Origin of the sequence: Paenarthrobacter sp. NPDC089322 (assembly GCF_040684895.1) — a bacterium.
Taxonomy (GTDB): Bacteria; Actinomycetota; Actinomycetes; order Actinomycetales; family Micrococcaceae; genus Arthrobacter.
On the sequence record NZ_JBFBGW010000022.1, the window covers coordinates 46,542 to 72,199 of the forward strand.

Genomic DNA, 25,658 nt, shown 5'->3' on the forward strand with positions numbered 1-25,658 from the left:
CCTAGCGGTCCTTGTACGCGGATCCGCCAGGCCCCGATGCCTTGCGCTTCTGCGCCCAGAGATCACCTGCGGCAATCCCGGCAACCAGGAATCCCAGCCAGCCTACCGCTGCCAAATTCTCCAGGAGTCCCAGCAGGAAGAACAAGACACCTCCAGCCAAGGCAACCAGCCCCAACGTCCGGCGTGCGACACGGCCGTCGTCGGGTTTGCCCGACTCAAGGCGCCGGGCCAGGGACGGGTCTTCAATGAAGAGCTCGCGTTCAACGTTCTGCAGAATCCGTCGCTCATGTTCAGACAGCGGCACAGGAGACCTCCAGCGTGGATTCAAGGGCTTGTGAATCCACCCGTACCCTTTTCCGGGCGTCTTATGCCCGCAGCATCAAGAAAAGCTCAACCCTGCCGCAGCCCCGAGGCGTCCAGCACGAGGTTCGCCGTGACGAACCGCCCGCACTGCTCCCCGAATGGGTAGTCACCCCGCGGGGTGAATGTCAGGGTCCGCGTAGGCAGGTCAGTCCCGGAAGGAGCAGTGCCGGTCAATGTTGCATCCATGGGTGATTCCGTGAGCACAGGCAACTGCATAAAGGCGTGCAGCGTCCCATCGGGAGACGACGTCGCAGAGCACACACCGTCCGGCGAACACCCTTGGTCGACTGCGGTGTATCCCGGGTTGAGCATCAACGTTTCCTCGGTGCAAACGCCGTCCTGGCAGGCCTTGAGCCGCAGCGACCCCACGGAAGGAACATAGTCGGCGGCCACCGTGAGGGACACTCCTGAAGCCTGTGCGATTGCGGGGCACGGCACGGGTTCGGTGAGGCAGCCGGGAAGCAGTGCGGTAGTGCCGGTGAGGGTCAATGCCAATGCCATTTTGCCCATGCTTCAGGGTAGGCCCGCCCCGGCGCCACGTCAGCAAACCGGAGAATACGGCACCCACATCGTTACTGCCGCCCGGTGCCGTCACCGAACCGACACCCCCGCGTTGCAGATCTCCCGGTCTTGTTCCCATAACCCCACCTACAAGGCGGGGTTGTGCGAACAAGGTGTGGTGCCGGGCGGAGACGCAAGCAAGAAATCTCTTGACTCGTCCCCCTCGACACCCCCGGCACGCAACGGTTACGACGGCAGCCGCAAACCGCCGTCGTGCATTTCGGCCAAACCGTCCTGAAGGAGGCCGTCCAGTGCTCGCTCAAGCTGCTCGGGCGCCGAGTTCAGCCGGTGCAACGCGGCCAGCGGGATCCCGACTCCGGACGGCCCGAAGCCCAGGTCCGCTGGCGCCTGCTCGAACATCTCGCGCGGAACAGGCATGGCGGCTTCACGGAGCACGGCCATCACGGCGCCGCGGACCTGCCGGTCGGTGCCGTGCCACGACTGGCCCTTGGGGGTGTACGACGGCGGGGGCTCACCGGCGGCGAGCCAGGCGCAGCTTGCGCGGACGGGACAGTCGGCGCACTTGGGGCTGCGGGCAGTGCACACCATGGCACCAAGCTCCATGACCGACGCGTTCCATCGGACCGAAAGGCTGCGCTCCTCAGGCAGCAGCGCATCGGCAAGCCGCATCTCGCCCGCAGTCAGCGAGGGCGCCGGCAAAGCATGGCCGGAGATGAGCCGCGCATGGACGCGCCGGATGTTGGTGTCCACCACAGTCTCGCGGCGGCCAAAAGCAAAAGCGGCGACGGCGGCAGCCGTGTAATTGCCGACGCCCGGCAAACCCAGCAGCTCGGGATAGTTGCCCGGCACCTCGCCCTTGTAGTCGTCACGGATGGCGACGGCGGCCGCGTGCAGTCGCAGCGCGCGGCGTGGATAGCCAAGGCGGCCCCAATGTCGTACGGCCTCGCCGGAGGGTTCCGCGGCCAAGTGTGAGGGCGTGGGCCAACGCTCCATCCAATCCCGCCACACCGGCAATACCCGCACCACGGGCGTCTGCTGGAGCATGACCTCGCTGACCAGGATTCCCCACGGGCTGCAGCCCGGTTCGCGCCATGGCAGGTCCCTCGCGGACTCGGCAAACCATGTGTCCAAGGCTTGGTGGAGGCCCTTGAGTTGGTCGGTGGCGGGAAGGGTCATGAGCGCGGATCCTCCCCATGGTCAGTGATTCAGGGCCGGCGGAAGACCGCCGGAAGGCTGCCATCCACTGTAATGGACGCCGGCGTGAGCGCGCCCCCTGCATCCGGGCAGCCAGGGCCCGGGGCCGGACCAAAGCCGAAGGTATTCTTTAACGATGGGTGGCATCGCGCATTCAACCATCACGTTCCAGGGGCACTTCGCCCGCGATTTCCAGGAGTTGGCAATTCCCTGGCGCGCGGAAGAGGCTCCGGACCCGCAGCTGCTGGTGCTCAATGAAGCGCTCGCGGCAGAGCTGGGACTGGACCCTGACTTCCTTCGCAGCCCTGACGGCGTACGCTTCCTGATCGGTAACGACGTCCCGCCCGAGGCAACCCCGGTGGCGCAGGCGTATGCGGGCCACCAGTTTGGTTGGTACTCCCCCAGGCTGGGTGATGGCCGGGCCCTTCTGCTCGGGGAGGTCACTCATGCGGATGGGCGTCTTCGCGACATCCACCTCAAAGGCTCGGGCCGGACGCCGTTCGCTCGGAACGGCGATGGCCAGGCCGTAGTGGGGCCGATGCTGCGCGAATACATCCTGAGCGAGTCGATGCACGCGCTGAACATTCCCACCACCAGGTCTCTCGCCGTCGTCGCGACCGGTAGTTCGGTCCAGCGCGAGGCCCTTCTCCCGGGAGCAGTCCTCACCCGCGTAGCCAGCAGCCACCTGAGGGTAGGGAGCTTCCAGTACGCCCGCAACACCAACAACCTGGATCTCCTCCGCCGTTTGGCTGATCATGCCATCGAGCGCCACCACCCTTCCGCGGCGGGGGAGTCGAACCGGTATCTTGCGCTCCTCAAGGGAGTCATAGCCGTCCAAGCCCGTCTGGTGGCGCAGTGGATGCTGGTGGGCTTCGTCCATGGCGTCATGAACACCGACAACATGACCATCTCGGGTGAGACCATCGACTACGGCCCGTGCGCCTTCATGGAAGGCTTCGACCCCGGAGCGGTCTACAGTTCAATCGACGAAACCGGCCGGTACGCGTACCGAAACCAGCCCTTGGTGGCCGAGTGGAACCTTGCCCGATTCGCTGAGTCACTGGCAGTGCTGATCCACGAGGACCAGGACCAGGCTGTGGACCTGGCTGTGCAAGCACTCCAAGGTTTCCGCGAACAGTACAGTGCGGCTTGGTTCGCGGGAATGAAAGCCAAGCTGGGGCTTGGCAGCGGCCATGATGATGAGGCTTCGGCCCTCGTGGATGAGCTTCTTCAGCTGGTCCAAGAGGCCCGGGCCGACTACACATCGTTCCTCCGCAACCTCGGCAAAGCTGCCCGCGGTGACGCCGAACCCGCCCGCCGCATGGTGCTCGACCTGGCAGCGTTCGATGCCTGGCTTGAGCGTTGGAGGGCCCTGGAACCTGATGCCGCTGCCATGGACCAGGTCAACCCCATCTACATCCCGCGCAATCACCTGGTGGAAGAGGCCCTTGCGGCTGCTACCCAAGGGGACACCGGCCCCGCGGAACGGTTGCTTGAGGCCGTGGCGACTCCCTACAGCGAACGACCCGGGCTTGAGCGTTATGCCGAACCCGCACCGGACAGCTTCGGCCCCTACAGGACTTTCTGCGGAACCTGAGCCGTTCCACTGGCATGGCGGACGTCACACAACCCCGGATTGGTGCCCGGCGGCGTGTAGGTTAGGTTCGCCCGTCAAGCCGCGCCTAGCCTAGAAACATGGCCAACAAGGGTAAGCAGAAGACCACCGCGCGCGGTTCAGCGCCGGCTGGTGGCGCTGCCCGCGCCACATCCCGCCCGGCTGCCCGTACGGGAAGCACCTCGACAAAAAGGCGCCGTCCCAGCCCCGCCGTGTACCGCCGTCGTCGGCTTGTTGTCTTTGGTGGGCTGCTGCTGGTGATCGCGCTGCTGGTGGGTGGCGTGGCGGCCATCAGTAGCGCGCTGGCAGGCGGCGAGGAACCGCAGGCCATCGGCACACCCGTAGCAACGAGCGACCCAACGCCGCGGGGCACGACCTCTGCCGCTGCCGCAACGACGCCCTCGGCGTCGCCCACTCCTGTTTGCGACTTCAACCTTATGACAGTAGCTGCCAAAACGGACAAGCCCGCCTACGGCGCCGAGGAAAAGCCGATGCTCACCATGACCATCACCAACGGCGGATCTGCTCCGTGCGAGGTCAACGTTGGTACTTCCCAAATGGAGTACGTGATCATGAGCGGCTCGGACCGGATCTTCTCGTCCAAGGACTGCCAGACCGGCGGTGTGGACCTCATCAAGACCATCCAGCCGGGCAAGAGCGAAACCGCCAACTTCCCCTGGCAACGCAACCGCACGCTGGAAGGCTGTGGTGCCATCACCGCCAAGCCCGGCGCCGGCGGGGCCTACTACACGTTCGAGGCACGGCTGGGAAACAAGGCGAGCCCCAAGGCCGTTTTCCAGCTGAACTGACGTTGGGGAAAGCGCCCGACGGCGGCCGCTTGGCACGCCCGACGGCGGGAGGCGGCTTCTAGAGGAACCGGTCCAGCAGGCTGGCCTCGGCCATGCGACTCAGGCCCTCGCGGACTGTGCGGGCGCGCTGGTCGCCGATGCCATCCACGGTCATGAGGTCGTCGATGGTGGCCGCCATGAGGTTTTGGAGACCGCCGAAGTAGTCCACCAAGCGGTCGGCGACAGCCTTGGGCACTGACTTCAGGCCGGAGAGCAGCCGGTACCCGCGGGGTTGGACCACAGCGTCAAGTTGTTCCACGCCGCCTGCGAAGCCGATGATTCCGGCGATCCGGCTGAGGTCGATGAGTTCCGTGGGCCCGAGGTTGAGGAGTGCCTGGACCGCTTCCTCGATGTCCTCCGGGGTGGCATCCGGGTCCGCGTAATCCCGGATGATGATGTCGCTGCCGGGACCGCGGCCCATGGTCAGTTCCTCGACCTGGAGGGACAGGAGCCGGCCGTCTTCGCCGAGTTCCAGGACGTACTGGGCGATTTCCTCGGAGATGCGGCGCACCATTTCCTGCCGCTGCAACGTCACGGCCACGTCCCGGACGGTGACCAAAGCCTCGATCTCCAGGGCAGATAGGGAACTGGTGACCTGATCGAGCCGGGCGCTGTACCGCTCGAGGGTGGCGAGGGCTTGGTTGGCGCGGGCGAGGACTTTTTCCGAACCCTCCAAGACGTGGCGCAGGCCGTTCACGTAGAGCGCGATGATCTGCATGGACTGGCTGACGGAGATCACGGGAACTCCGGTCTGGATGGCCACGCGCTCGGCCGTGCGGTGCCTGGTGCCGGACTCTTGCGTCTCGATGCTTGAGTCCGGGACGAGTTGGACGGCGGCCCGCACGATGTTGCTGGCGTCCTTGTCGCACACGATTGCACCGTCCATCTTGGCGAGCTCGCGCAGCCTTGTGGGGGAGAATTCGATGCCGATTTCGAATCCGCCCGAACAGATGGAGTCGATGGTCCGGTCCGAGCCCAGCACAATCAACGCACCGGTACGGCCGCGGAGGATGCGCTCAAGGCCGTCGCGCAAAGGAGTTCCGGGTGCGACTCTGGCCAGAGTCGCCTTGAGCGATTCTTCCGGGCTCCGGGCCATAGGGTTTCCCTTCGAAGGTGCAAGCCACGGCTCACAGACAAGCTGAATCCTGCATCAACGGACGCATGCAAAAAATGGTCCAATGACGACTAGCACCATGATAGGGCTTTCGAGCACCGTTAACCGCACCAGCAAGCCCCAAAGTGGCTCATTTTGTTGTGTCCGAAGCGGTCCTGAAGGTGCCCTTTTCACCGTGTTCTTCAGGGCCACTTTGCCGCTGACGTGGGCGAATATAACAAATTGGTGTACTTAAAGCCCTAGTAATCAACCTGCCGCTTTAGCTTGTTGCCCAGCCACAGCATCGCCAGGCTCACCACGAGGAAGCCGACGGAGATGGCCAAAGCAAAGGCCGCCACACCGCCCCACCCACCTGCCCGGGCGGGATCGATGAACCAGTACGGATACCAGTTCACAAGGGGTCCCCGGATAAGGCTGTAGGTGAGGTATCCGATGGGATAGAGCAGCCAATACCAAATGTGCCTGGGCTGCAGCGTTGCGCGTGGTGGCTGGAAAAGCCAGTCCACCACCATGACGACGGGGATGAGGTAGTGGACCACAATGTTGATCCACGGCAGCATCGAGCCGACGTCTTCGCTGGCCAGCAACGCACCGAACACGAGTCCAACGATGGCCATGGCGATGGTGGCTGTGCCGCGGGTGACGTCGTCCGCTTCGGTCGGGCGTTTGCGGATCAGGACCCTGTAGCCGCTGATGAGTAGGACCACGGCCGCGAACAGGTTGGAGAGGATTGTGAAGTAGCTGAAGAAGTTCCAGACGTCGAAGCCCAAGCCCAGATGAACTGCCAGCTGTGTTCCTACCGCTACCAACGTCAAAAGGCCAAAGAAAAAGCGTCCCCCAATAAGCACTGTCCGTTTGGTCATGGCCCAATCCTTGCCGAAACCGCAGTTCTGCAGCGGCACGACACCCCGGGACGCTACGTGATCAGCAGCTCAAGCGCCTCTGCCAGATGCCCTACTTCACGCACGGAGAAACCATCCGGAATGACGCCTGCGCCCGCAGGACTAGCCGGAACAATGGCGTGCGTGAAGCCCAAGCGATGGGCTTCCTGGATACGTTGGTTGATTCCCGGAACAGGCCGGACTTCACCCGCCAGGCCAACCTCGCCGAAAGCGATAAGCCGCTGGGGGAGAGCCTTCCGGGACTTCGCGGACGCAACGGCCAAGGCAACAGCAAGGTCCGTGGCAGGTTCACTCAGCTTCACTCCGCCCACGGTTGCCACATAGGAATCGTCTTTGTGGAGCATGCAGCCGGCCCGCTGCTGCAGGACGGCGAGCAGCATGGCTACGCGCGAGCTTTCCAACCCGCTGGTGGCACGCCGGGGCTGTGCGTTGGCACTGTCGGCAAGGAGCGACTGGACCTCAGCAAGCAGTGGCCGCCTGCCCTCCATGGTCACGGTGATGCACGTTCCGGAAACGGGCTCACGCGTACGCGAAACGAACAGGCCGCTGGGGTCCGCGAGCCCTTCGATGCCGGCCTCGTTCAGGTCAAAACACCCGACGTCATCCGTAGCCCCATAGCGGTTCTTGACTGCGCGGAGCAGTCGAAGCCGGGAGTGCCGCTCACCTTCGAACTGGCAGACGACGTCCACCAGGTGTTCCAGCAGGCGGGGCCCCGCGATGTTTCCGTCCTTGGTTACGTGACCCACCAGGAGCGTGGTCATGTTCCGCCGTTTGGCAGCGGCGATGATGGACGCAGCCACCTCCCGCACCTGCGACACGCCTCCGGCACTGCCCTCCACGTCCGCACTGCTCAGCGTCTGCACGGAGTCCACGATCAGCAGTTTCGGCTCGAGCTTCTCCACCTGGCCCAGTGCCTGGCCCAGGTCAGTCTCGGCCGAGAGATAGAGCGTGTGGGCAACGGCGTCGATCCGCTCCGCACGAAGCTTCACCTGCGCGGCGGACTCCTCACCGGTGATGTACAGGACGTCCTGGCCGGTCCGCGCGAATTTCGCTGCGACGTCCAGCAACAGCGTGGACTTCCCGACGCCGGGTTCTCCGGCGAGCAGGATCACGGCACCCGGGACGAGGCCTCCTCCCAAAACGCGGTCCAACTCATCCACGCCCGTGGGAAGGAATGCGGCCGTCGTCCCATCTACCTCAGCGATGCGGCGGGCCGGCTCCAAGACTGTAGCGGCCGCCGTCGTACGCGCTACCGTGGCGCCGTACTCCTCAACGGTGCCCCACGCCTGGCATTCACCGCAGCGGCCCACCCACTTGATGGCGGTCCAGCCGCATTCGGCGCACTTGTAAGCGGGTGTTTTGGACGCACGGGAGGTCTTTGAAGCCATGGGTTCAAGCGTAGTGGCGGGGACCGACAGTATCCGCGAGATGACACTTAATGCCAATGCCAGGCCGTGGGACTGTCATTAATTGCCAACTCGGCGCCCTAGAGCGGAGGCAGCACCGCCCGCGCCTCATCCGATTCCAGCCCGCTCGCCTCCAACAGGTCAACCATGAGGGGCCTGAACAGCATCACCACGGTCTCGCCCTCGAGCTTTTGGACATCGAGCATCTTGGGGTGCAGCCTTGACGCGACCATGGTGAGGTCCGTCCTGGCCCGTCGCAGGTGAACCCGGCGGGCGCCCTCGCTTTGCTCGGACAGTCCGATGGTCAGTTCATCAACGGCCGCAGCCGTCTCCTGCAGCACTTCCGAGATGCTGTCGATGGCTTCGTCGGAGAGGGCAGCATGGTTGATGGCGCTGGTGAGCCGGCGCGCGAAAACGCGGCTGTTTCGGAGCGCAAGGTCAATGTACTCAAGGGAATGTTCCAAGCTTGCGAGCTCGTCCCTGTGCCGCCGGTGCGCTGGTGCCAGCGTAGCCACCTCGCCCGACGCCCGCAGGGTCTGCCGCATCCTGTCCACCAGCGGCTGGCAATTTCGGCCCCGGATCAGCGCATGCCAGGCAGCCGTGGAGTCGCTCTCGATCATTGCCTTGGCACACTCGCGCAGCACCTCGGCAAGTTCATGGAGGATCTTCTGGACATCCTTGCGTGGCTCCCGGCGCGGATCCTTCGGCACCAGGATGGTCACCAGGAGCGCGAAGACGCCGCCGATCACGGCATCCAGGCTTCGCGTAAACGGCCCGCCGGCCGGCGCCGGCAGCAGCACCACCAGCAGCGACTGCAGTCCGAGCTGGGTGGTGAAGATCGTCCCGCTGTCCAGGAACCTGGCCAACAGGATGGAAAAGAGAAGCACGACGGCGGCCTGCAGGATCCCGGCGCCCAGCCAGTGAAGCAGCAAATCACCAACGACGATCCCGAGTGTGCAGCCAAGGCCAACTTCCACCACGCGGCGCAGGCGCGGATCGCGTGAGAAACCCAACGCGATCAGTGACGACGTCGCAGCGAACAGAGGCCCCTGATGGCCGAGCACATATTCCGCGAACGCATAGGCGCCCACTGCGCATACGGTCATCTGGATGGCCGGAACCAGGGAATTGCGGCTGCGGACCAACCCTGTGCGGAACCTTGCACGCAGGAATCTCTTGCTTACGGAAAGTCCCTTCACGGCAGCCATGCCCCCCAGTCTATTTGTGGAACAGCTTCCCCAAACGGAGACTCGGGCCCCACTCAAGGTGCGACGCGCCACATAACCCAATGGTCCGCCGTCGTTCACCTTCCGTTAACTTTTCCCAGCAGATCCCGTTACCTGCGCTCCTTACCTTCAGTAAAGGCACAAAAGGTCCACAGCTCACGCACGCCGAAATCTCCGTTCGGCTCGCATCAGAGAATCCCTGGAAGGGGCACATCCAAGTGAAGGCAACTCACTTCGGCCGCAACGCGGCAATCGCGGTCATCGCAGCAGGCGCACTCGCGCTCACCGCTTGCGGTTCTGACAACGCAACCGGCACCACTGCAGGCACCCAGTCCGCTGCTTCCGGCACCAAGGTTACCGGTACCCTGACCGGCGTTGGTTCCTCCGCGCAGGGCGCTGCCATGGACGCATGGAAGGCCGGCTTCTCCGCGGCCAACCAGGGCGCCACCGTTCAGTACTCCCCGGACGGCTCCGGCGCAGGCCGAAAGGCCATCCTCGACGGCTCGGCCCAGTTCGGCGGATCCGACGCGTACCTGAAGGACGAAGAGTACGCCACCTCCAAGGAAAAGTGCGGTCCCGAGGGTGCGCTGAACATCCCGGTCTACATCTCCCCGATCGCCGTCGCCTTCAATGTCCCCGGCATCACCGAGCTGAAGCTCGACGCCGCAACGGTCGCCAAGATCTTCCGCGGCGAAATCGCCAACTGGAACGATCCCGCCATCGCCGCCCTCAACGAAGGCGTCACCCTTCCGGACCTCAAGGTCACCCCCGTGAACCGCTCCGACGACTCCGGCACCACCACCAACTTCACCGACTACCTGGCAGCTGCTGCTCCCGAGGTATGGACGGACAAGGCATCCGGCGTTTGGCCTGAAAGCTTGAAGGGCGAGAACGCCAAGGGCACCTCCGGCGTGGTCAAGACCGTCACCGACACCCCGGGTGCCGTGACATACGCCGACGATTCCGCTGTTTCCGGCAAGCTGGGCACCGCGCAGATCAAGGTTGGCTCTTCCTTCACCACGATCTCAGCAGATGCTGCAGCCAAGGCTGTTGACGCCGGTTCGCCGGTTGAAGGCCGCGGCGCCAACGACCTCTCGATCAAGCTGGACCGCAAGACTGAAGCAGAGGGTGCTTACCCGATCGTTCTGGTCTCCTTCCATGTCGTGTGCTCAACCTACGAAACCAAGGAAGTTGCTGACCTGGTCAAGGCCTTTGAAACCTACGTCGTTTCCGACGAGGGCCAGAAGACCGCTGCTGACGCCGCAAAGTCCGCACCGCTCTCCAAGACGCTGCAGGACAAGGCCAAGGCCGCCATCGAAACCATCAAGGCCAAGGCCTAAGGTTTCCCGCGGGTTTGCCTGAACCCGGCTGAACACCGAAGTTCCCTGTCCCGCGCGGAGTGGCTGCGAAATGAGCCGCTCCCGCGGGGCAGGGAACTAGCCATGTAAGACCAGTTCACACCAGACTGAAGGATCGTGAAGTGACCACCAACTCCCTGACAACCTCCCAAGGCGCCGGTCGCGCCGGGGACAAGGTTTTCTCCGGGGCCGCAATGGCCGCAGGGTGCCTGATTCTGGCGGTTCTCTTCGGAGTCGCCCTGTTCCTTGTGGTGCAGGCAATCCCTGCACTCGTTGCGCCTGCCGAGGACATCCAAGGCGGCAACGGCTTCTTCGCCTACATCGCCCCGATCGTGGTGGGAACGCTCATCGCCGCCGTGATCGCCCTCGTCATCGCCACCCCCGTGGCCATCGGCGTTGCACTGTTCATCTCGCACTACGCCCCGCGCCGGCTGGCTTCGGGGCTTGGCTACGTGGTGGACCTGCTCGCTGCCATCCCCTCCGTTGTTTACGGCGCCTGGGGTGCGGCTTTCCTGGCCAAGGAAATCTCCCCGGCCTACGACTGGCTGGCCAACAATATGGGCTGGCTGCCGATCTTCCAAGGCCCGGCATCCGCCACCGGCAAGACCATCCTGACCGCCGGCATCGTCCTGTCCGTCATGGTCCTTCCCATCATCACCTCCCTCTCGCGCGAAATCTTCCTGCAGACCCCCAAGCTGCACGAGGAAGCCGCGCTCGCCCTGGGAGCCACCCGTTGGGAAATGATCAAGATGGCCGTGCTCCCGTTTGGCCGTCCCGGGATTATCAGCGCCGTCATGCTGGGCCTCGGCCGTGCTCTTGGCGAAACCATGGCCGTTGCGCTGGTCCTGTCATCAGGTGCGCTGACGGCAAGCCTGATTCAGTCCGGTAACCAAACCATTGCTGCAGAAATCGCCCTGAACTTCCCCGAAGCGAGCGGCATCAAGGTGAACACGTTGATCGCCGCCGGCCTGGTGCTGTTCGTCATCACCCTTGGCGTGAACATGGTTGCGCGCTGGATCATCTCCAAGCACAAAGAATTCTCGGGAGCCAACTAAATGTCCAGCACAGTAGTCCGCAAGCGCTCTGCGCTCACGAAGGGCCAGTTGCCCAAGTTCGCGCCCTACATCGTCCTGGCCGTTGCGCTGATTGTGGGCGCGGCCATCCTTGCCCTCATCGGCTTCAATGCTTTCGGCTGGGGCCTGGTCTCCGCCATCCTGTTCACCGTCGGCCTTGTCTCCTGGAGCGGTGCCGTTGAAGGAGCCCGCAAAGCCAAAGACAAGCTTGCCACGTGCCTTGTGGTGGGCGCCTTCCTCATCGCGCTCCTCCCGCTGGTCTCGGTGATCTGGACCGTGCTGGTCAACGGCCTGCCCGGTTTGGTGACCCCCGGTTTCCTGGGAACGTCCATGAACGGTGTCACGGGTGTAGTGGATAACAAGTCCGTGGAAGAAGGCACCAGGGTCCTCGGCGGTATCTACCACGCCCTCCTCGGCACCATCCAGATCACGCTCCTTGCAACCGTCATCTCCGTACCGGTGGGCCTGCTGACCGCCATCTACCTGGTGGAATACGGCAACGACCGCCCGCTTGCCCGCTCCATCACGTTCTTCGTGGACGTCATGACCGGCATTCCGTCCATCGTGGCCGGCCTTTTCGCTGCGGCATTCTTCTTCGCACTCGTGGGCCCCGGCACCAAGACCGGTGCGGTAGCCGCCGTCGCGCTTTCCGTCCTGATGATCCCGGTGGTTGTACGCTCCAGCGAGGAAATGCTCAAGATCGTCCCGAACGAGCTCCGCGAGGCCTCTTACGCGCTCGGCGTCCGCAAGTGGCGGACCATCATGAAGGTGGTTATTCCGACGGCGATCTCCGGCATCGCTTCCGGTGTCACCTTGGCGATCGCCCGCGTTATCGGCGAAACCGCCCCGATCCTCGTGACCGCCGGCTTCGCCACCACCATCAACAACAACGTGTTCAGCGGCTGGATGGCCTCCCTGCCCACGTTCATCTACACGCAGATCCTCAACCCGACGTCGCCGTCCAACCCCGGTCCCTCGGACCAGCGTGCATGGGGCGCCGCACTGGTGCTGATCATCCTGGTGATGCTCCTGAACCTCGGAGCCCGCCTCATCGCCCGTCTCTTCGCTCCGAAGACGGGCCGGTAGCCGCGAGCGGTTGCCCCGACTAAACTTCCAACCCCCAAGGAACAAAGGAACACCATGTCTAAGCGCATCGACGTCAAGGACTTGAATGTCTACTACGGCAGCTTCCTTGCCGTGCAGGACGTCAACATCAACATCGAAGCCAAGTCCGTTACGGCCTTCATCGGCCCGTCCGGCTGTGGCAAGTCCACCTTCCTCCGCACGCTGAACCGGATGCACGAGGTCCTTCCCGGGGCCCGTGTGGAGGGCGAGGTCCTGCTGGATGGCGACAACCTCTATGGCCCCGGCGTGGACCCCGTCACCGTCCGCACCCAGGTGGGCATGGTCTTCCAGCGCCCCAACCCGTTCCCCACCATGTCCATCCGCGACAACGTGCTGGCCGGCGTGAAGCTGAACAACAAGAAGATCTCCAAGGGTGCAGCCGATGCTCTCGTTGAGAAGTCCCTCGTCGGTGCCAACCTGTGGAACGAGGTCAAGGACCGCCTGGACAAGCCCGGTTCAGGTCTCTCCGGTGGCCAGCAGCAGCGTCTCTGCATCGCCCGCGCCATCGCCGTGGAGCCCCAGGTGATCCTCATGGACGAGCCCTGCTCCGCCCTTGACCCGATCTCCACCTTGGCCGTCGAGGACCTCATCAACGAGCTCAAGGACCAGTACACCGTGGTGATCGTGACCCACAACATGCAGCAGGCTGCCCGCGTGTCCGACAAGACCGCGTTCTTCAACATCGCCGGCACCGGCAAGCCCGGCAAGCTCATCGAGTTCGCCGATACCACCACCATCTTCAACAACCCCTCCCAGAAGGCCACGGAAGACTACGTCTCCGGCCGCTTCGGATAAGGGTTTTCAGGCTCCGGCTTCTTGGGGGGAGTCGGCACATAACGACGGCGGCCGTCGCCTTGGGGGTACGGCCGCCGTCGCTTTTTTGTACCCAACTGGGTCGCAGTTAAGCACGTTTTGGACGTCCAGAACGCGCACAAATGCGACCCAGTTGGGGTTAGAGGTCCGCGAGGGGTGAGAACGCCAGCTCAAGGATGAACGCGATGGCTGCGGTGACGAGCGGCGTAGCGAGCCAGAACAGGAGAATCCGCCGCACGACCCTCCGGTTCACCACGTGGAAACGCTGATTGATACCCGCGCCGAGCACCGAGGCCGTGAGGGTGTGGGTGGTGGACAGCGGGAAATGCAGCCCGATGGCGCCCACGAAAAGCATCACGGACGTCAGCGTCTGCGCCACGAAGCCACGCTGGGGATCGATCCTGATGAGCTTGTAGCCGAGGGTGTGGGAAATGCGCCATCCACCGAACAACGTTCCCACGGTGAGCATGACGGCCGTGAGGAGCAGTGTCCAGAACGGGACGTTGTCTCCCGAATCCAATCCCGCCGCCACGAGCGCCAGCAAGAGCACCGCCGTCGTGCGCTGGCCATCCTGCAGGCCGTGGCCGAAAGCGACAGCCGCTGACGAAACCGCCTGGGCCCGCCGGAAGCGCCGGTTGATCACGCTTGGTTGGGCGTAGCGTGCGGCCCACGTCACGGGCCAGACCAGGAGGTACGCCGCCACAAAGGCAACCACCGGGGAGACCAGCAGCGGCAACACCACTTGCCCCAGCAGCGCGGAGTCCACACCATCTATGAAGTTTCCGCCCACCAGGACGCTTGCTCCACCCGCTCCGACCAGACCACCCATGAGCGAGTTCGTGGATGACAGGGGTATGCCCCGCCACCACGCATAAACTCCCCACAGAATGGCCGCGGTCAACGCAGACGCCAGCATGGTCAGCCCGCTGATCCCCGAGGGCAGGGAGATCCAGCCCTGGGTGAAGGCCAGCACAAAACCGCCACTCAGCATGGCGCCAACGAAGTTGAAAATTACGGCCAGGAGCACTGCCACGGACGGCGTCAGCGCGCGGGTCCGGGTGGAGAGCGCTACGGCATTGGAGACATCGCGGAATCCGTTGAGGAACGCGAATCCTGCGGCCAAGCCCACCACCAGGAACAGGATTGCAGTTATCACGTCATGATTCCTTGACGATGATGCTGCCTACCTGCGTGGCGATCTTCCGCATGTCCTTGGTGACTTCCACCAACTGATTGGCGACATCCCGGTGCCGGGAGTACTGCGTGGACTTCATGTCCTTCAGCATCTCGGCAACCCAAGTGCGATGCGTTCGTTCCGCCCGCTTGGCGAGCCTGAGGATCTCGATCCAGTAATCCTCGAGCTCGTCGAGGTCCTCCAGTTTGCGCATGGCGTCCACTGTCAGCTCGGCTTGGCGGCTGATGATTTCCAATTGGTCTGCCGCGCGCTTGGGCAGCCGTTCCAGCTTATAGAGGGCAACCAGCTCACCCGCGGCATCCAGCTTTTCCATGGCCTCGTTGAGGTGGCGGGACAGTGTGTACATGTCCTCCCGGGGGAGGGGGTTCACGAAGCTCGTACGCATATGCGTCAGGAGGGCGAAGTGCAGATCCAGGGACTTCGACTCGTGCTCGTGCAGTTCCTCAGTAAGTCGCTCATGCTCACTCGACTGTGCACCGAGGATCTCGGAGAGCGTTCCGGTGGCGGCCACAATAACGCCGGCCATCTGCGCGAGCAGTACCAGCCCGGCAGGTTCCTGGGGGAAAAGGCGCAGCTTCATATCGCTTCCGGGGCTGGAGACGGACGGGGCAGCGGGCTGCTTGACTTGACGCTGCCCGTTTCGGTCCCAACTTTACCGGGTCGTCGACGGCGGCAGCTAAGTTCGGGGGGCCGTTACGTGGCGCTTTTGCCTAGCTAAGGGCGGTGCGCTTGGGTGAACTTCCCGTCCGGACCCCGAGATACTTGGCCTGTCAACCAATTCACCAAGGTGGCGGCCTGCCAGCGATGTAGCGAAAATCACGGGCCTGACGGCTGCCGGCGCTCGGGTGCCGGGCTCAATCCTTGTCCGGGCATAAAAATGGTGCCGAACCGGATACGCCTCTCGGCGGTAGGCCGCTCGAAGCGGCTATAAGTTGAAGCCCGGGGGTTTCGCGGTTCGACACCAGTTTTAGTTTTCTACGGCACCGCGGCTAAGTCAACATTGACAGCGGCGGCCTGAAGTGGGTAGGTTCGAGGCTTTTTCCGTCCTAATCCAGCTCTCCGAGTCGCCACGCGTTCGCTGCGTGTTCCAAGTCCTCAGCAGTTTTCACCAACTGGTGGGAGTTGCGCGTGAGCTTGCTTGCATGGCCTTCGTTGCTGTGTTCCGCACCGTCAGCGATGGTCGCCTGGCCCAGTGCCACAACCCTGCAGAAAGCAGCGGAACGCTCCAGCGCGACGTCGAAATCTCCATCAAAGGCGCCGGACAAAATGGCGTCCGCCATGGTTTTCATTTCGTCTGCTCCGGGCGGTTCTGCAGCGCCGGCAACCACGTTGGATACTTGGGCGGTGTCGCGTCCTGCCCTGAAATAGACGGAGATGCGCTCGGGGTTCTGGATGGTTGCCGCGCGGAGGGCGTAGAGCCTCCAGAGCGCGCCCGGAAGTGAACGCGCGGGGCTCTCGGCCCACATCTCGGCGATCGCTTCGAGGCCCTGTTCGTCTGCGAGCTTCACCAGGCGTCGGGTGACTTTGGGATCGTCGCTGTCGCGTCCGCGTCTAACCAGTGCTTGGGCCGCAAGGTGTGCCGCCTCGGAGACGCGGGCGGGATCCGCTCCGCCGGCGAAAGGCTCAAAATCGATAGGCGCGAAGGGCTTGGGCTTGTGGTGCCTGTTCGCTCCGCCGTACGCACGTGATCCTTGCTGTTCACTCATGAGTTCACCGTACTCCTGTGCTCTGGTGCGGTCGAGTAACGGTTGCTTAGGCTCGGTTTGTGCTTGGCGAGGCTTCCATTCATATGTGGGCTTGACCTTGGGGTACAGTATTTATGGCTGTTTCGACAGCTGGAGGGGCCTTTAGCTCAGTTGGTAGAGCATCGGACTTTTAATCCGTGGGTCGTGGGTTCGATCCCCACAGGGCCCACCCTCCCCGCAGGCCGGAGACGTTGAGTCTCCGGCCTGTTCTCGTTTCCGCGCTGCAGATCTCCCGCCCTTGTTCGCACGACCCCACCTACAAGGCGGGGTTGTGCGAACAGGGTGTGGTGCCGGGCAAGACGCATCCAAGAAATCCCTTGACTCACACGCCGGGAAACCCGCAGCATTGTTTCTACAACGTTGTACAAGCTGAAACAAACCCCACAGACAAGGACGCCCCCTTGGGAACCCCAGAAACCCCCGTAATCCCCGCCGCCAAAATCACCATCGACCCCGCGTTCGTCGTGGGTCCGGTCCGTAGGAAGACGTTCGGCGCGTTCGTCGAGCACCTCGGCCGCTGCGTCTACACCGGGATCTTTGAGCCTGACCACCCGAAAGCTGACGAAGACGGTTTCCGTTCCGATGTCCTGGAGCTCACCAAGGAACTCGGCGTGTCCACCGTCCGGTACCCTGGCGGCAACTTCGTGTCCGGCTACCGCTGGGAAGACGGCGTCGGCCCTTTGGACCAGCGCCCCGCCAGGCTCGACCTTGCCTGGCATTCCACCGACCCCAACCTCGTAGGCGTGGACGAATTCGCCAGGTGGTCCGAGAAAGCCGGCGTCGAGCCGATGATGGCCGTCAACCTCGGAACGAGGGGAACCCAGGAAGCCCTCGACATCCTGGAATACTGCAACATCAAGGGCGGTACGGCCCTCTCCGAACAGCGCAAAGCCAACGGAGCGCTTGAACCCCACAACATCAAGATGTGGTGCCTCGGCAACGAGATGGACGGCTTCTGGCAGATCGGGCACAAGAAGGCCGGCGAATATGCGCGGGTTGCGGCGGAGACTGCCCGTGCCATGCGCATGGTGAACCCGGACCTGGAGCTCGTAGCATGCGGCAGTTCCGCGCCCACCATGCCAACGTTTGGCGAGTGGGAGCGCGTGGTCCTCACGGAAACCTACGAGCTCGTGGACCTGATCTCTGCGCACCAGTACTTCGAGGACTTCGGCGACCTCCAGGAGCACCTGTCCGCAGGGCACCGGATGGAGGCGTTCATCAAAGACCTCGTGTCCCACATCGACCACGTGAAGTCAGCCACCAAGTCGGAGAAGCAAGTGAATATCTCCTTTGACGAGTGGAACGTGTGGCATATCTCCCGCGACGAATCGAAGGCACCCACGGGGGCCGATTGGCCTGTGGCTCCCGTCCTGCTCGAGGACCGCTACACAGTCGCCGATGCCGTGGTGGTGGGCGACCTGCTGATCACCCTTCTGCGCAACACGGACCGCGTCCACTCGGCAAGCCTCGCGCAACTCGTCAACGTCATCGCCCCGATCATGACCGAGCCCGGCGGACGTTCGTGGAAGCAGACCACGTTCCACCCCTTCGCGCTCACCTCGCGCCATGCGTCGGGCACTGTGCTGAACCTCGCCGTCGAATCCCCTCAGTTGGACAGCGAAAAGACGTCCGGGTTCACATCGCTCTCGGCCGTGGCGACTTTCGACGCCGAGGCCAAGGAGGCCGTGGTGTTCGCCGTGAACCGTTCGGCGACTGACGCGCTGACGCTCGACGCCGCCGTCGCAAGCTTGAGCCCAACCGGGATCATCGAAGCGGTGACGTACACCAACAAGGACCCGTACTGGCAGGCGACCGCTGATGATTCGACGTCGGTCCTGCCGTCGGAGAACGTCAGCGTAAAGCTCGACGGCGGTCGGCTCACCGCCGAACTGCCGGCGGTTTCCTGGAGCATGATCCGGTTGCAGCTGCCTTAGGCAATGGCCTGCGAGCCGTCGTGGAACAAGGGGTACACCGAGATCGGCGTGACCGTGGCGGTTTGGGCGGGCTCCGGCGCCACGTTGCCGGGTGCCGGAGCCTCTCCATCCGCAGCGACGATCTCCAGGGATTCCATATCCAGGAGCCGTCGTTTTCCGGCGTCGTCCTGCAACCAGAAGAGGTCGGTCCCGGCAACTGTTTTGAGCACCGTTCCGCGATGGTAGAGGCGGCCGTTGTGCCACGCTTCAATGTATTGGCCCGGAGACAGGGCATGAGGTTGCTCGTTGGTGCCCGGCAAGGTGCCGAAAGCTTCCGCCAAACTCGCCTGCATTTTCAGTGCCTGGAATAGATCCCGGTTCGCGATGCTCATGTCTGTCCCCTCGGCTGGCCTGTTCGTTGGCCCCAGCCTCTCGCATGTTTGTTGCGGGGGCGTTGCATGGGGATGAGCGATGTGTGACAGCTAGGCCGGACCGGTTTCCCGGCGTTGCTTCCTTGCCCCAGGAAGTTCATCCGCGAAAGGCGCGCGTGGCCATGAAAGAGTGTCCGAGAGTTCATTCGCAGCGAGAGCCAGGAGGTCGCGTTCCAGTTCGGGGAGGGAGAAAATGCCCTGCACGTACGCCTCTACTTCGTACTCGGACACGGATCCGCCGATGCTGAAGTAATAGAGCCACAGCGACTCGGTGCTGATATCCGCCGCCGTCAGCACTCTGAGTAGTCCCTTGCTCTGCTCAAGTTCAATGATGTCCAAGCTCATGGTCCGCGGCTTCCAATGGTTCGGGTGGGCGGCCGATTCCCCAAGATCGCTAGACTTCCTTGTGATTTTTAATCATAGCCTTTTGGCTCCCGAGCGCCTATCAAGAGCCCCGGAGGCAACAGTGAACGAGCACAAAAGCCCACCCAAACAGCCCTGATCTGCAACGATGTGTTTCAGCAACCCAACCTGAACAAGGCAACCAGAGGAGTACATAGATGGCCGTCACGATGAACGACGTCGCCCGGGCGGCCGGGGTCTCGCTCAAGACGGTCTCGAACGTCATCAACAACTACGAATTCATTCGGCCGGCCACCAAACAACGGGTCCTCGATGCCATTGAGGAACTCGGGTACGAGGCCAACCTGACCGCCCGCAGCCTGCGCTCCGGAAAGACCAACATGCTGGGGCTGGTGCTGGCGGACCTCTCCATCCCGTACTACGCCGAGCTCGCCTCGGACATCATGAAGGCAGCCTGGGCACGCGGTTACCGGGTCCTCGTTGAGCAGTCGGGCAACGAGGCCGATCACGAAAAGGCAGCACTCCAAGGCCAATTCCGCAGCCTCACGGACGGACTCCTCTTCATCCCGCTGGCCCTCGACGCCGACCACATCATCCAGGCTGCAGAGAAGAAACCGCTGGTCCTCCTCGGCGAATTCGTCCAGGACCCCCGCCTGGACATGGTGCTCATCCAGAACCACCAGGCGGCAGCCGCCGTGACCACCCACCTGCTGTCAGCCGGCCGCCGTCGTATAGCCGTCCTCGGAGCGAACGACGGCGACACCACCGGCAGCAACGGCCTTCGCCTCACCGGGTACAAGGCTGCGCTCGCTGCCGCCGGCGTACCGTACGATCCCGCGCTCGTGGTGCCTTGCGACTGGAGGCGCGACGGCGGTTCGGCTGCGGTTGCGCGATTACTGGACAGCGGGGTGGAGTTTGATGCCGTGTTCGGGCTCAACGACGCCGTGGCTTTGGGCGCGCTGCACGAGCTCCTGGTACGCGGGAAGAAGGTCCCTGGGGAGATCGCCGTTGCCGGGTTTGACGACATCGAAGAGTCGCGGTTCGCGTCGCCGTCGCTGACCACGGTGGCGCCTGGCCGTACGGAAATTGCGGAGCGCGCCGTCGAACTTCTTATCAGCCGGATCGAAGGCAGGGGCGTCAACGCGGTGGAGCAGCCGGAAGCTGCCTTCTCGCTGCGGGTCAGGCAGTCCGCGCCGTAGCGTCAGTTCCTTAAGGTCAGTTCCGTCCGGACGGGACCCCGGGCAAGAACTCGCCGGGCAACGTGGACACGGGAATGAGCACCATGTCCTGCGCTTTCCAGTCCAAGCGGATGCATGCCTTCCTGGCCGTTTCCAGTTCGTCCAGCGTGGGCATGCGGTCCACGGGGACCACAAAGGACTCCACGTGGAACACGTGCCCTTCGTCCCTGATCCGCGACTTGGCGGCTTCCACCCAAGGCAGGCTGCCCAGGTAGGAGTCGATCTGCTCGCCGAGTGGGTGCGGGTGCGCGTCGTCGTACGTCCTGGCGCGCTTGTCCATGAGGGCCGTGATGGCGGCGCGAGTATTGCGGATGCCGTCGTGGAGGATGCTCGCGGAGATGATGAGTGCCGCCACGGCATCTGCCCACCACCAGCCAATGCCGATCCCGGCCACACCCGCAGCCGCGGCGACGGCCGTCTGCCAGTCGGCCTTGTTCATGTCAGCGTCGGCGTACAGGACTTTGTCGTGCAAAGTCTCCGCGAGCTTCATCTTCACGTGCCCCAGGTACACCGGAGGCCCGGCGGTCAGGAGCATCGCGACGATCATCACCCAGCCAAGCCAGATCGTCTGGCCGAAGAAATCGAAGCCGCCAATAGTGGGATGTTCGGCGGATATCAGCCCAATACCGGAATCGACAATCAGGTATGCGCCCATGATCAGCAAGGCCACGGAAGCCACGAGGTGGGCTGCGCCCACGGCACGGTGGAAACCGTACGGGTGCTCTTCGCTGGGCCGCTTCCGGATCACGCGGGCGGCGATCAGGAAGGACAACGGGGGCAGGAAGGAAAGTACGTCTTCCACCCAGGCAGCCTTCATGGCCTGGGAGTTTCCCAGCAGGAGATAGATCATGGCCGTTGACACTGCAAGGAATCCGATGGTGATCCACTCGAAGCGAATCGCCTTCCGCAGGGCGGCCTGTTGTTCAGGCGGAAGCTGGGTGTGGCCGAACCGGGGGCGCGTATCTGCACGCTGATCGCTCATTTGCCGCCCTGTGCTTCCTTCAAGAAGGCATCGAGTTTCAGGAGAAACGCGTTCTCGCCTCTCGGCGCGAGCATGACGTGCGTGTGTTTCTTCCCGCGGGCGTCTTCCGTCTCGGCGTAGGGCTGGGTCAGTGCGGCATGCTTTTCCCACGGTGTGTCCTGGCGCAGCCCACCGATCATCACGTCCAGTTCGCCACGTTCAACCCGCTCGGCCAGAACATGTTCAGCGCCCGTGCTCCATTCCACCCGCGCATCAAGCCCGGCAGCGAAGTCACGGATCAGCTCAACATCGGAACCTTCCGGCTCGCCTGACGGGGAAAGAACTACAAAGTCCCCGTTGGGGCTGGCGCCGACCCGAAGCACGCCATCGGATGCCCGATCCAGGGTTCCGTTGGGATCGGTCGGCACGGCAGCGCAGCCCGCCAAAACCACCAGGGCAACCCCCGGCAGAACCGCCATCAACCGACGCCGTATGCGCCTCCATCCTGCGCTCATGACCCCCACTATAGGCACGGGCCGCACGTTCCCGGCCGACCCCTGCCTGAGACACTGTGGAAACGCAGCCGAAACGTCCGCTCCCTACGCTGGTCACTTATCAGGCCATGCCCCAGCGCAGTAGGAGGATCCGTGCATCTTTTGCCCCGTGAGCAGGAGAAACTCATGATCGTGGTGGCTGCTGACCTCGCCCGCCGGCGGCAGTCGCGGGGGCTGAAGCTCAACTATCCGGAGGCCGTGGCGATCATCAGCTATGAGCTCATCGAAGGCGCCCGGGACGGCAAAACAGTGGCTGAACTCATGAGCTACGGGACCACGCTGCTCCGCCGCGAAGATGTCATGGAAGGGGTCCCGGAAATGATTCACGACGTCCAAATCGAGGCCACTTTCCCGGACGGCACCAAACTCGTCACCGTCCACGACCCCATCCGATAGGAGCTCCGTTGATTCCCGGCGAATACAGGCTCCGGCCCGACTTAGACGAAGGCAGCAGCGCCATTGAGTGCAACAGCGGACGCGAGGCGGTCGCCGTCGAGGTCGTAAACCGCGGCGACCGGCCCGTTCAGGTGGGCTCGCACTTCCACTTCGCCGAGGCCAACCGCGCCCTGGAATTCGACCGCCTGGCCGCCTACGGCCGCCGCCTCGACATCCCGGCGGGCACCGCCGCGCGCTTCGAACCGGGCGACCGGAGAACCGTCCAGCTGATCGAGCTGGCGGGGTCGCGCGAGGTGTACGGGCTGAGCAACGCCGTCAATGGAACGCTCGACGGCGGCACTCGCCACGGCAGGCCGGACCGCCCGGGCGTCGCAGCAGAAACGGGAGGGGACCAGGGGTGAGTTTCGAAATTTCCCGCCGGCAATACGCTGAGCTATACGGTCCGACGACAGGCGACGCCATTCGGCTGGCCGACACGGAACTGTTCCTTGAAATCGAGCACGACCACACGATCTACGGCGAGGAGGTCGTGTTCGGTGGCGGCAAGGTGATCCGCGACGGCATGGGACAGAACGGCCAAGTGACCCATGCCGAGGATGTTCCGGATACCGTGATCACCAACGTGGTCGTCCTTGACTACACCGGGATTTACAAGGCGGACGTGGCGCTCAAGGACGGGCACATCTTCAAAATCGGCAAAGCCGGAAACCCGCAGATCACCGATGGCGTGGACATCGTGATCGGTGCCGGTACGGAGATCATTGCCGGCGAACGGAAAATCCTGACCGCAGGCGGCATCGACACCCACATCCACTTCGTCTCGCCCGAACAAGTGCCCACAGCCGTGTGCAGCGGCATCACTACCATGGTCGGGGGAGGCACTGGTCCCGCCGAAGGCACCAAGGCCACCACGGTCACACCGGGTCCATGGCACATTTCACGGATGCTTCAGGCAGCTGAAGGGCTCCCGGTCAACATCGGCCTCCTCGGGAAGGGCCACGCCTCCGCCGTCGAGCCCCTCGCGGAGCAGATCCGCGCTGGTGCCGTCGGGCTCAAAGTCCATGAGGACTGGGGCTCAACGACGTCGTCCATCGACATGTCCCTGCGCGTTGCCGACGAATACGACATTCAGGTAGCCATCCACACGGACACCCTCAACGAGTGCGGCTTTGTGGAAGACACCATCAAAGCGATCGACGGCCGCGTCATCCACACCTTCCACACAGAAGGTGCCGGAGGCGGGCACGCGCCGGACATCATCAAGATCGCCGGACTGCCCAACGTCCTGCCCGCCTCCACCAACCCAACCCTTCCGTACACCAGGAACACCATCGAAGAGCACCTGGACATGCTCATGGTCTGCCACCACCTCAATCCGGACATCCCCGAAGACGTGGCCTTCGCCGATTCCCGAATCCGTACCGAGACCATCGCTGCGGAGGACGTCCTCCATGACCTGGGGATCTTCGCCATCACATCCTCGGACTCCCAAGCCATGGGCAGGGTGGGCGAAGTCATCACCCGCACCTGGCAAGTGGCCGACGCCATGAAACGCCAGAGGGGAGTGCTTCACGACCCCACTGGGGCTCCACACGGCGCAGCGGAAGGCTTGGGGGCGGAATCCGACAACTTCCGGCTCAAACGGTACATCGCCAAATACACCATCAACCCGGCCATCGCCCAGGGAATGGCAGACGTCATCGGCTCAGTGGAAGAAGGAAAATTCGCTGACCTGGTGCTGTGGGATCCCGCCTTCTTCGGCGTGAAACCGGAACTCGTCATCAAGGGTGGCCAGATCGCCTACGCCCTCATGGGCGACTCCAACGCCTCCATCCCCACACCGCAGCCCCGCACTATGCGGCCCATGTTCGGCACATACGGCAAGGCTCTCCAACGGACGTGTATCACGTTCCTCCCACAAGCCGCCATCGACGCCGAAGTGCCGGGCAAACTCGGTCTCCAACGCGTCATCAAGCCCGTGAGCGGCATCCGCCGGCTTCGCAAAGCGGACCTGAAATACAACGGCGAAACCCCGCACATCGCCGTCGACCCCCAAACCTACAAAGTGACGGTCGACGGCGTCGACGTCACCTGCGAGCCGTCCGAAGTGCTGCCCATGGCCCAGCGCTACTTCCTCTTCTAGGACCACATGATCATCGAAAAAATCCTCGGCAATCTGCATGAACAACCCCGCTTGTTCGACAGGCACCACAAAGAAAAAGTGGTGCTCCCCAGCGCCTTGCTGGTCAAACGCATCCAACGCGTCACCACCGACCACGGCAAAGAACTCGGACTGCGCCTCCCCACCGGAACCGGCGACCTCCGCGACGGCGACATCCTCGCCATCGACGACACCAACGTCATCGTCATCTCCGTGCTGCCAACCGACGTCCTGGTCATTGCGCCAAGGAGCATTCACGAAATGGGGGTCGTGGCACACACGCTCGGCAACCGGCATCTGCAGGTGCAATTCTTCGATGAATCGTCCGAGTACAAGGCCCAGGTCATGGTGTGCCAGTACGACCACACCGTCGAGGAGTACCTCAAGCATGTCGGCGTGCCCTACGACCGGCAGGAGCGGGTCATGCCGGTGCCGTTCCGCCATGCTGGGCATTCGCACTAAGCGTGTGCCCGAAGTCCGTTTGGCTCTTCAGCAGTTGACTGACTCTGCTCTGCCTACTGGGGCGTTTGCTCATTCTCTGGGGTTTGAGACGTATATCGAGCGCGGGGTGGTCTCGGATGAGGGGAGTTTTGGCTCCTGGTTGGCTGTTTTTGTGCGGCAACAGTTGGTTTATTGCGATGGGTTGGCCATTCGCTTTCTTTATGAGGGGGCGGATGCGGGCTTGTTGGATGGGGTTTTGTCCGGGTGTTTGTTGGCTCGGGAGGGGCGGGAGGCTTCCCTAAAGATGGGTGGACGGCTGCTGGAAATCGGCGGTGAGGTGTTTCCTTCCCCTGACCTCGATGCTTATCGTGAGCTCGTTCGGGAGGGTGGTGCAGTGGGGCATCAGCCCTTGGCGTTTGGTGTCATCGCCCGGTCGCTGAACGTTCCTTTCGACGAGGCGCTCGCTGCGTATTTGTTCGCAACCGTTACGTCGCTTACGCAAAACGCCGTGCGGGCCATACCGCTCGGCCAAAACGCCGGCCAGCGCGTGCTGAGGGACGCGCACGACGCCGTTGCTGCCGCCTTCGAAGCTGTCCCGCACCTCTGCTGGGACGACCTTGGGGCCGTGAGCCCAGGACTGGAAATTTCACAGATGCGGCACGAACGGCAACGCGCCCGCATGTTCATGAGCTAGCGAACCG

At 63.4% G+C, this 25,658-nt stretch carries 27 protein-coding genes and 1 tRNA gene; 14 read left to right on the plus strand and 14 right to left on the minus strand.

Annotated elements, in window-relative coordinates; translation table 11 throughout:
- Position 1: 1 nt before the first annotated feature.
- From AB0N65_RS17995 to AB0N65_RS18005, 3 genes are all read right to left on the minus strand, one after another.
- A complete protein-coding gene (locus AB0N65_RS17995) occupies positions 2–304 on the minus strand; it encodes a DUF3040 domain-containing protein (protein WP_364164719.1) in 303 nt (100 codons plus the stop codon).
- Between the two features lie 86 nt (positions 305–390).
- Positions 391–873, minus strand: a complete 483-nt coding sequence (locus AB0N65_RS18000) for a hypothetical protein (RefSeq protein WP_364164722.1) — start codon at positions 871–873, stop codon at positions 391–393.
- A gap of 237 nt (positions 874–1,110) precedes the next feature.
- On the minus strand, positions 1,111–2,061 hold the full coding sequence (locus AB0N65_RS18005; protein WP_364164725.1) for an A/G-specific adenine glycosylase: 951 nt from the start codon (positions 2,059–2,061) through the stop codon (positions 1,111–1,113).
- A gap of 154 nt (positions 2,062–2,215) precedes the next feature.
- On the opposite strand from AB0N65_RS18005, the gene AB0N65_RS18010 reads away from it, so the two are divergent.
- Positions 2,216–3,676: a protein adenylyltransferase SelO gene (locus AB0N65_RS18010; protein WP_364164727.1), complete on the plus strand. Its 1,461-nt coding sequence runs from the start codon at positions 2,216–2,218 to the stop codon at positions 3,674–3,676.
- 98 nt (positions 3,677–3,774) lie between these two features.
- Positions 3,775–4,503: a hypothetical protein gene (locus AB0N65_RS18015; protein ID WP_364164730.1), complete on the plus strand. Its 729-nt coding sequence runs from the start codon at positions 3,775–3,777 to the stop codon at positions 4,501–4,503.
- A 58-nt stretch (positions 4,504–4,561) separates the two neighbouring features.
- On the opposite strand, the gene disA is transcribed toward AB0N65_RS18015, so the two are convergent.
- The 4 genes from disA to AB0N65_RS18035 all read right to left on the minus strand — a co-directional run bounded on the left by disA (position 4,562) and on the right by AB0N65_RS18035 (position 9,172).
- A complete protein-coding gene (disA, locus tag AB0N65_RS18020) occupies positions 4,562–5,638 on the minus strand; it encodes a DNA integrity scanning diadenylate cyclase DisA (RefSeq protein ID WP_364164733.1) in 1,077 nt (358 codons plus the stop codon).
- Between the two features lie 257 nt (positions 5,639–5,895).
- The gene (locus tag AB0N65_RS18025; RefSeq protein WP_364164736.1) at positions 5,896–6,519 is read right to left on the minus strand and encodes a Pr6Pr family membrane protein; all 624 of its coding nucleotides are present in this window, start codon (positions 6,517–6,519) and stop codon (positions 5,896–5,898) included.
- A gap of 53 nt (positions 6,520–6,572) precedes the next feature.
- Complete coding sequence (gene radA / locus AB0N65_RS18030) at positions 6,573–7,946, minus strand: DNA repair protein RadA (protein ID WP_364164739.1); 1,374 nt, start codon at positions 7,944–7,946, stop codon at positions 6,573–6,575.
- Positions 7,947–8,044: 98 nt separating this feature from the next.
- Complete coding sequence (locus AB0N65_RS18035; RefSeq protein ID WP_364164742.1) at positions 8,045–9,172, minus strand: FUSC family protein; 1,128 nt, start codon at positions 9,170–9,172, stop codon at positions 8,045–8,047.
- Positions 9,173–9,408: 236 nt separating this feature from the next.
- Between AB0N65_RS18035 and pstS the strand changes: the two genes are divergently transcribed.
- The 4 genes from pstS to pstB all read left to right on the plus strand — a co-directional run bounded on the left by pstS (position 9,409) and on the right by pstB (position 13,541).
- Entirely contained in the window at positions 9,409–10,530 is a 1,122-nt protein-coding gene (gene pstS, locus AB0N65_RS18040) for a phosphate ABC transporter substrate-binding protein PstS (RefSeq protein WP_364164745.1), read from the plus strand.
- Between the two features lie 140 nt (positions 10,531–10,670).
- A complete protein-coding gene (gene pstC / locus AB0N65_RS18045; RefSeq protein ID WP_364164748.1) occupies positions 10,671–11,603 on the plus strand; it encodes a phosphate ABC transporter permease subunit PstC in 933 nt (310 codons plus the stop codon).
- A complete protein-coding gene (gene pstA / locus AB0N65_RS18050; RefSeq protein ID WP_364164751.1) occupies positions 11,604–12,707 on the plus strand; it encodes a phosphate ABC transporter permease PstA in 1,104 nt (367 codons plus the stop codon).
- 54 nt (positions 12,708–12,761) lie between these two features.
- Positions 12,762–13,541 carry a phosphate ABC transporter ATP-binding protein PstB gene (gene pstB / locus AB0N65_RS18055; protein ID WP_364164754.1) on the plus strand — a complete coding sequence of 260 codons (780 nt, stop codon included), beginning with the start codon at positions 12,762–12,764 and terminating at the stop codon, positions 13,539–13,541.
- A gap of 157 nt (positions 13,542–13,698) precedes the next feature.
- Here pstB and AB0N65_RS18060 read toward each other — a convergent pair whose 3' ends face one another.
- The 3 genes from AB0N65_RS18060 to AB0N65_RS18070 all read right to left on the minus strand — a co-directional run bounded on the left by AB0N65_RS18060 (position 13,699) and on the right by AB0N65_RS18070 (position 16,460).
- On the minus strand, positions 13,699–14,712 hold the full coding sequence (locus tag AB0N65_RS18060) for an inorganic phosphate transporter (RefSeq protein ID WP_364164841.1): 1,014 nt from the start codon (positions 14,710–14,712) through the stop codon (positions 13,699–13,701).
- A 4-nt stretch (positions 14,713–14,716) separates the two neighbouring features.
- Complete coding sequence (locus AB0N65_RS18065; RefSeq protein WP_364164757.1) at positions 14,717–15,334, minus strand: nuclease PIN; 618 nt, start codon at positions 15,332–15,334, stop codon at positions 14,717–14,719.
- A 466-nt stretch (positions 15,335–15,800) separates the two neighbouring features.
- Positions 15,801–16,460 (minus strand): hypothetical protein, encoded by a 660-nt coding sequence (locus AB0N65_RS18070; protein ID WP_364164760.1) that lies wholly within the window; start codon positions 16,458–16,460, stop codon positions 15,801–15,803.
- 135 nt (positions 16,461–16,595) lie between these two features.
- On the opposite strand from AB0N65_RS18070, the gene AB0N65_RS18075 reads away from it, so the two are divergent.
- Both AB0N65_RS18075 and AB0N65_RS18080 read left to right on the plus strand, forming a co-directional pair.
- Positions 16,596–16,668, plus strand: a tRNA-Lys gene (locus AB0N65_RS18075).
- A gap of 232 nt (positions 16,669–16,900) precedes the next feature.
- Positions 16,901–18,433, plus strand: coding sequence for an alpha-N-arabinofuranosidase (locus tag AB0N65_RS18080; protein ID WP_364164763.1), 1,533 nt, complete (start codon positions 16,901–16,903; stop codon positions 18,431–18,433).
- On the opposite strand, the gene AB0N65_RS18085 is transcribed toward AB0N65_RS18080, so the two are convergent.
- Complete coding sequence (locus AB0N65_RS18085) at positions 18,430–18,804, minus strand: hypothetical protein (protein ID WP_364164765.1); 375 nt, start codon at positions 18,802–18,804, stop codon at positions 18,430–18,432. The genes AB0N65_RS18080 and AB0N65_RS18085 overlap by 4 nt on opposite strands.
- A 90-nt stretch (positions 18,805–18,894) precedes the next feature.
- Complete coding sequence (locus tag AB0N65_RS18090) at positions 18,895–19,188, minus strand: hypothetical protein (RefSeq protein WP_364164768.1); 294 nt, start codon at positions 19,186–19,188, stop codon at positions 18,895–18,897.
- Positions 19,189–19,403: 215 nt separating this feature from the next.
- On the opposite strand from AB0N65_RS18090, the gene AB0N65_RS18095 reads away from it, so the two are divergent.
- Positions 19,404–20,405, plus strand: a complete 1,002-nt coding sequence (locus AB0N65_RS18095) for a LacI family DNA-binding transcriptional regulator (RefSeq protein ID WP_364164771.1) — start codon at positions 19,404–19,406, stop codon at positions 20,403–20,405.
- 16 nt (positions 20,406–20,421) lie between these two features.
- Here AB0N65_RS18095 and AB0N65_RS18100 read toward each other — a convergent pair whose 3' ends face one another.
- Both AB0N65_RS18100 and AB0N65_RS18105 read right to left on the minus strand, forming a co-directional pair.
- Entirely contained in the window at positions 20,422–21,426 is a 1,005-nt protein-coding gene (locus AB0N65_RS18100) for a cation transporter (protein WP_364164774.1), read from the minus strand.
- Positions 21,423–21,920: a transporter substrate-binding domain-containing protein gene (locus AB0N65_RS18105; protein ID WP_364164777.1), complete on the minus strand. Its 498-nt coding sequence runs from the start codon at positions 21,918–21,920 to the stop codon at positions 21,423–21,425. The genes AB0N65_RS18100 and AB0N65_RS18105 overlap by 4 nt, the downstream gene beginning before the upstream one ends.
- Before the next feature lie 132 nt (positions 21,921–22,052).
- On the opposite strand from AB0N65_RS18105, the gene AB0N65_RS18110 reads away from it, so the two are divergent.
- The 5 genes from AB0N65_RS18110 to AB0N65_RS18130 are packed head-to-tail and all read left to right on the plus strand — an operon-like array spanning position 22,053 to position 25,651.
- The gene (locus tag AB0N65_RS18110) at positions 22,053–22,355 is read left to right on the plus strand and encodes an urease subunit gamma (RefSeq protein WP_364164780.1); all 303 of its coding nucleotides are present in this window, start codon (positions 22,053–22,055) and stop codon (positions 22,353–22,355) included.
- A gap of 8 nt (positions 22,356–22,363) precedes the next feature.
- Positions 22,364–22,756 carry an urease subunit beta gene (locus AB0N65_RS18115; protein WP_364164783.1) on the plus strand — a complete coding sequence of 131 codons (393 nt, stop codon included), beginning with the start codon at positions 22,364–22,366 and terminating at the stop codon, positions 22,754–22,756.
- Positions 22,753–24,498: an urease subunit alpha gene (ureC, locus tag AB0N65_RS18120; RefSeq protein ID WP_364164786.1), complete on the plus strand. Its 1,746-nt coding sequence runs from the start codon at positions 22,753–22,755 to the stop codon at positions 24,496–24,498. The genes AB0N65_RS18115 and ureC overlap by 4 nt, the downstream gene beginning before the upstream one ends.
- Before the next feature lie 6 nt (positions 24,499–24,504).
- Positions 24,505–24,978 (plus strand): urease accessory protein UreE, encoded by a 474-nt coding sequence (gene ureE, locus AB0N65_RS18125; RefSeq protein WP_364164788.1) that lies wholly within the window; start codon positions 24,505–24,507, stop codon positions 24,976–24,978.
- Positions 24,959–25,651: an urease accessory protein UreF gene (locus AB0N65_RS18130; protein WP_364164791.1), complete on the plus strand. Its 693-nt coding sequence runs from the start codon at positions 24,959–24,961 to the stop codon at positions 25,649–25,651. Before ureE ends, AB0N65_RS18130 begins: the two co-directional genes overlap by 20 nt.
- Positions 25,652–25,658 lie beyond the last annotated feature (7 nt).

What these genes read in the sequence shown, in the direction of transcription:
- AB0N65_RS18000 (WP_364164722.1), bottom strand. Translation starts at nt 873, where the DNA reads ATGGGCAAAATGGCATTGGCATTGACCCTCACCGGCACTACCGCACTG.
- AB0N65_RS18005 (WP_364164725.1), bottom strand. Translation starts at nt 2,061, where the DNA reads ATGACCCTTCCCGCCACCGACCAACTCAAGGGCCTCCACCAAGCCTTG.
- AB0N65_RS18010 (WP_364164727.1), top strand. Translation starts at nt 2,216, where the DNA reads ATGGGTGGCATCGCGCATTCAACCATCACGTTCCAGGGGCACTTCGCC.
- AB0N65_RS18015 (WP_364164730.1), top strand. Translation starts at nt 3,775, where the DNA reads ATGGCCAACAAGGGTAAGCAGAAGACCACCGCGCGCGGTTCAGCGCCG.
- disA (WP_364164733.1), bottom strand. Translation starts at nt 5,638, where the DNA reads ATGGCCCGGAGCCCGGAAGAATCGCTCAAGGCGACTCTGGCCAGAGTC.
- AB0N65_RS18025 (WP_364164736.1), bottom strand. Translation starts at nt 6,519, where the DNA reads ATGACCAAACGGACAGTGCTTATTGGGGGACGCTTTTTCTTTGGCCTT.
- radA (WP_364164739.1), bottom strand. Translation starts at nt 7,946, where the DNA reads ATGGCTTCAAAGACCTCCCGTGCGTCCAAAACACCCGCTTACAAGTGC.
- AB0N65_RS18035 (WP_364164742.1), bottom strand. Translation starts at nt 9,172, where the DNA reads ATGGCTGCCGTGAAGGGACTTTCCGTAAGCAAGAGATTCCTGCGTGCA.
- pstA (WP_364164751.1), top strand. Translation starts at nt 11,604, where the DNA reads ATGTCCAGCACAGTAGTCCGCAAGCGCTCTGCGCTCACGAAGGGCCAG.
- pstB (WP_364164754.1), top strand. Translation starts at nt 12,762, where the DNA reads ATGTCTAAGCGCATCGACGTCAAGGACTTGAATGTCTACTACGGCAGC.
- AB0N65_RS18065 (WP_364164757.1), bottom strand. Translation starts at nt 15,334, where the DNA reads ATGAAGCTGCGCCTTTTCCCCCAGGAACCTGCCGGGCTGGTACTGCTC.
- AB0N65_RS18070 (WP_364164760.1), bottom strand. Translation starts at nt 16,460, where the DNA reads ATGAGTGAACAGCAAGGATCACGTGCGTACGGCGGAGCGAACAGGCAC.
- AB0N65_RS18085 (WP_364164765.1), bottom strand. Translation starts at nt 18,804, where the DNA reads ATGAGCATCGCGAACCGGGATCTATTCCAGGCACTGAAAATGCAGGCG.
- AB0N65_RS18090 (WP_364164768.1), bottom strand. Translation starts at nt 19,188, where the DNA reads ATGAGCTTGGACATCATTGAACTTGAGCAGAGCAAGGGACTACTCAGA.
- AB0N65_RS18095 (WP_364164771.1), top strand. Translation starts at nt 19,404, where the DNA reads ATGGCCGTCACGATGAACGACGTCGCCCGGGCGGCCGGGGTCTCGCTC.
- AB0N65_RS18100 (WP_364164774.1), bottom strand. Translation starts at nt 21,426, where the DNA reads ATGAGCGATCAGCGTGCAGATACGCGCCCCCGGTTCGGCCACACCCAG.
- AB0N65_RS18105 (WP_364164777.1), bottom strand. Translation starts at nt 21,920, where the DNA reads ATGAGCGCAGGATGGAGGCGCATACGGCGTCGGTTGATGGCGGTTCTG.
- ureE (WP_364164788.1), top strand. Translation starts at nt 24,505, where the DNA reads ATGATCATCGAAAAAATCCTCGGCAATCTGCATGAACAACCCCGCTTG.
- AB0N65_RS18130 (WP_364164791.1), top strand. Translation starts at nt 24,959, where the DNA reads ATGCTGGGCATTCGCACTAAGCGTGTGCCCGAAGTCCGTTTGGCTCTT.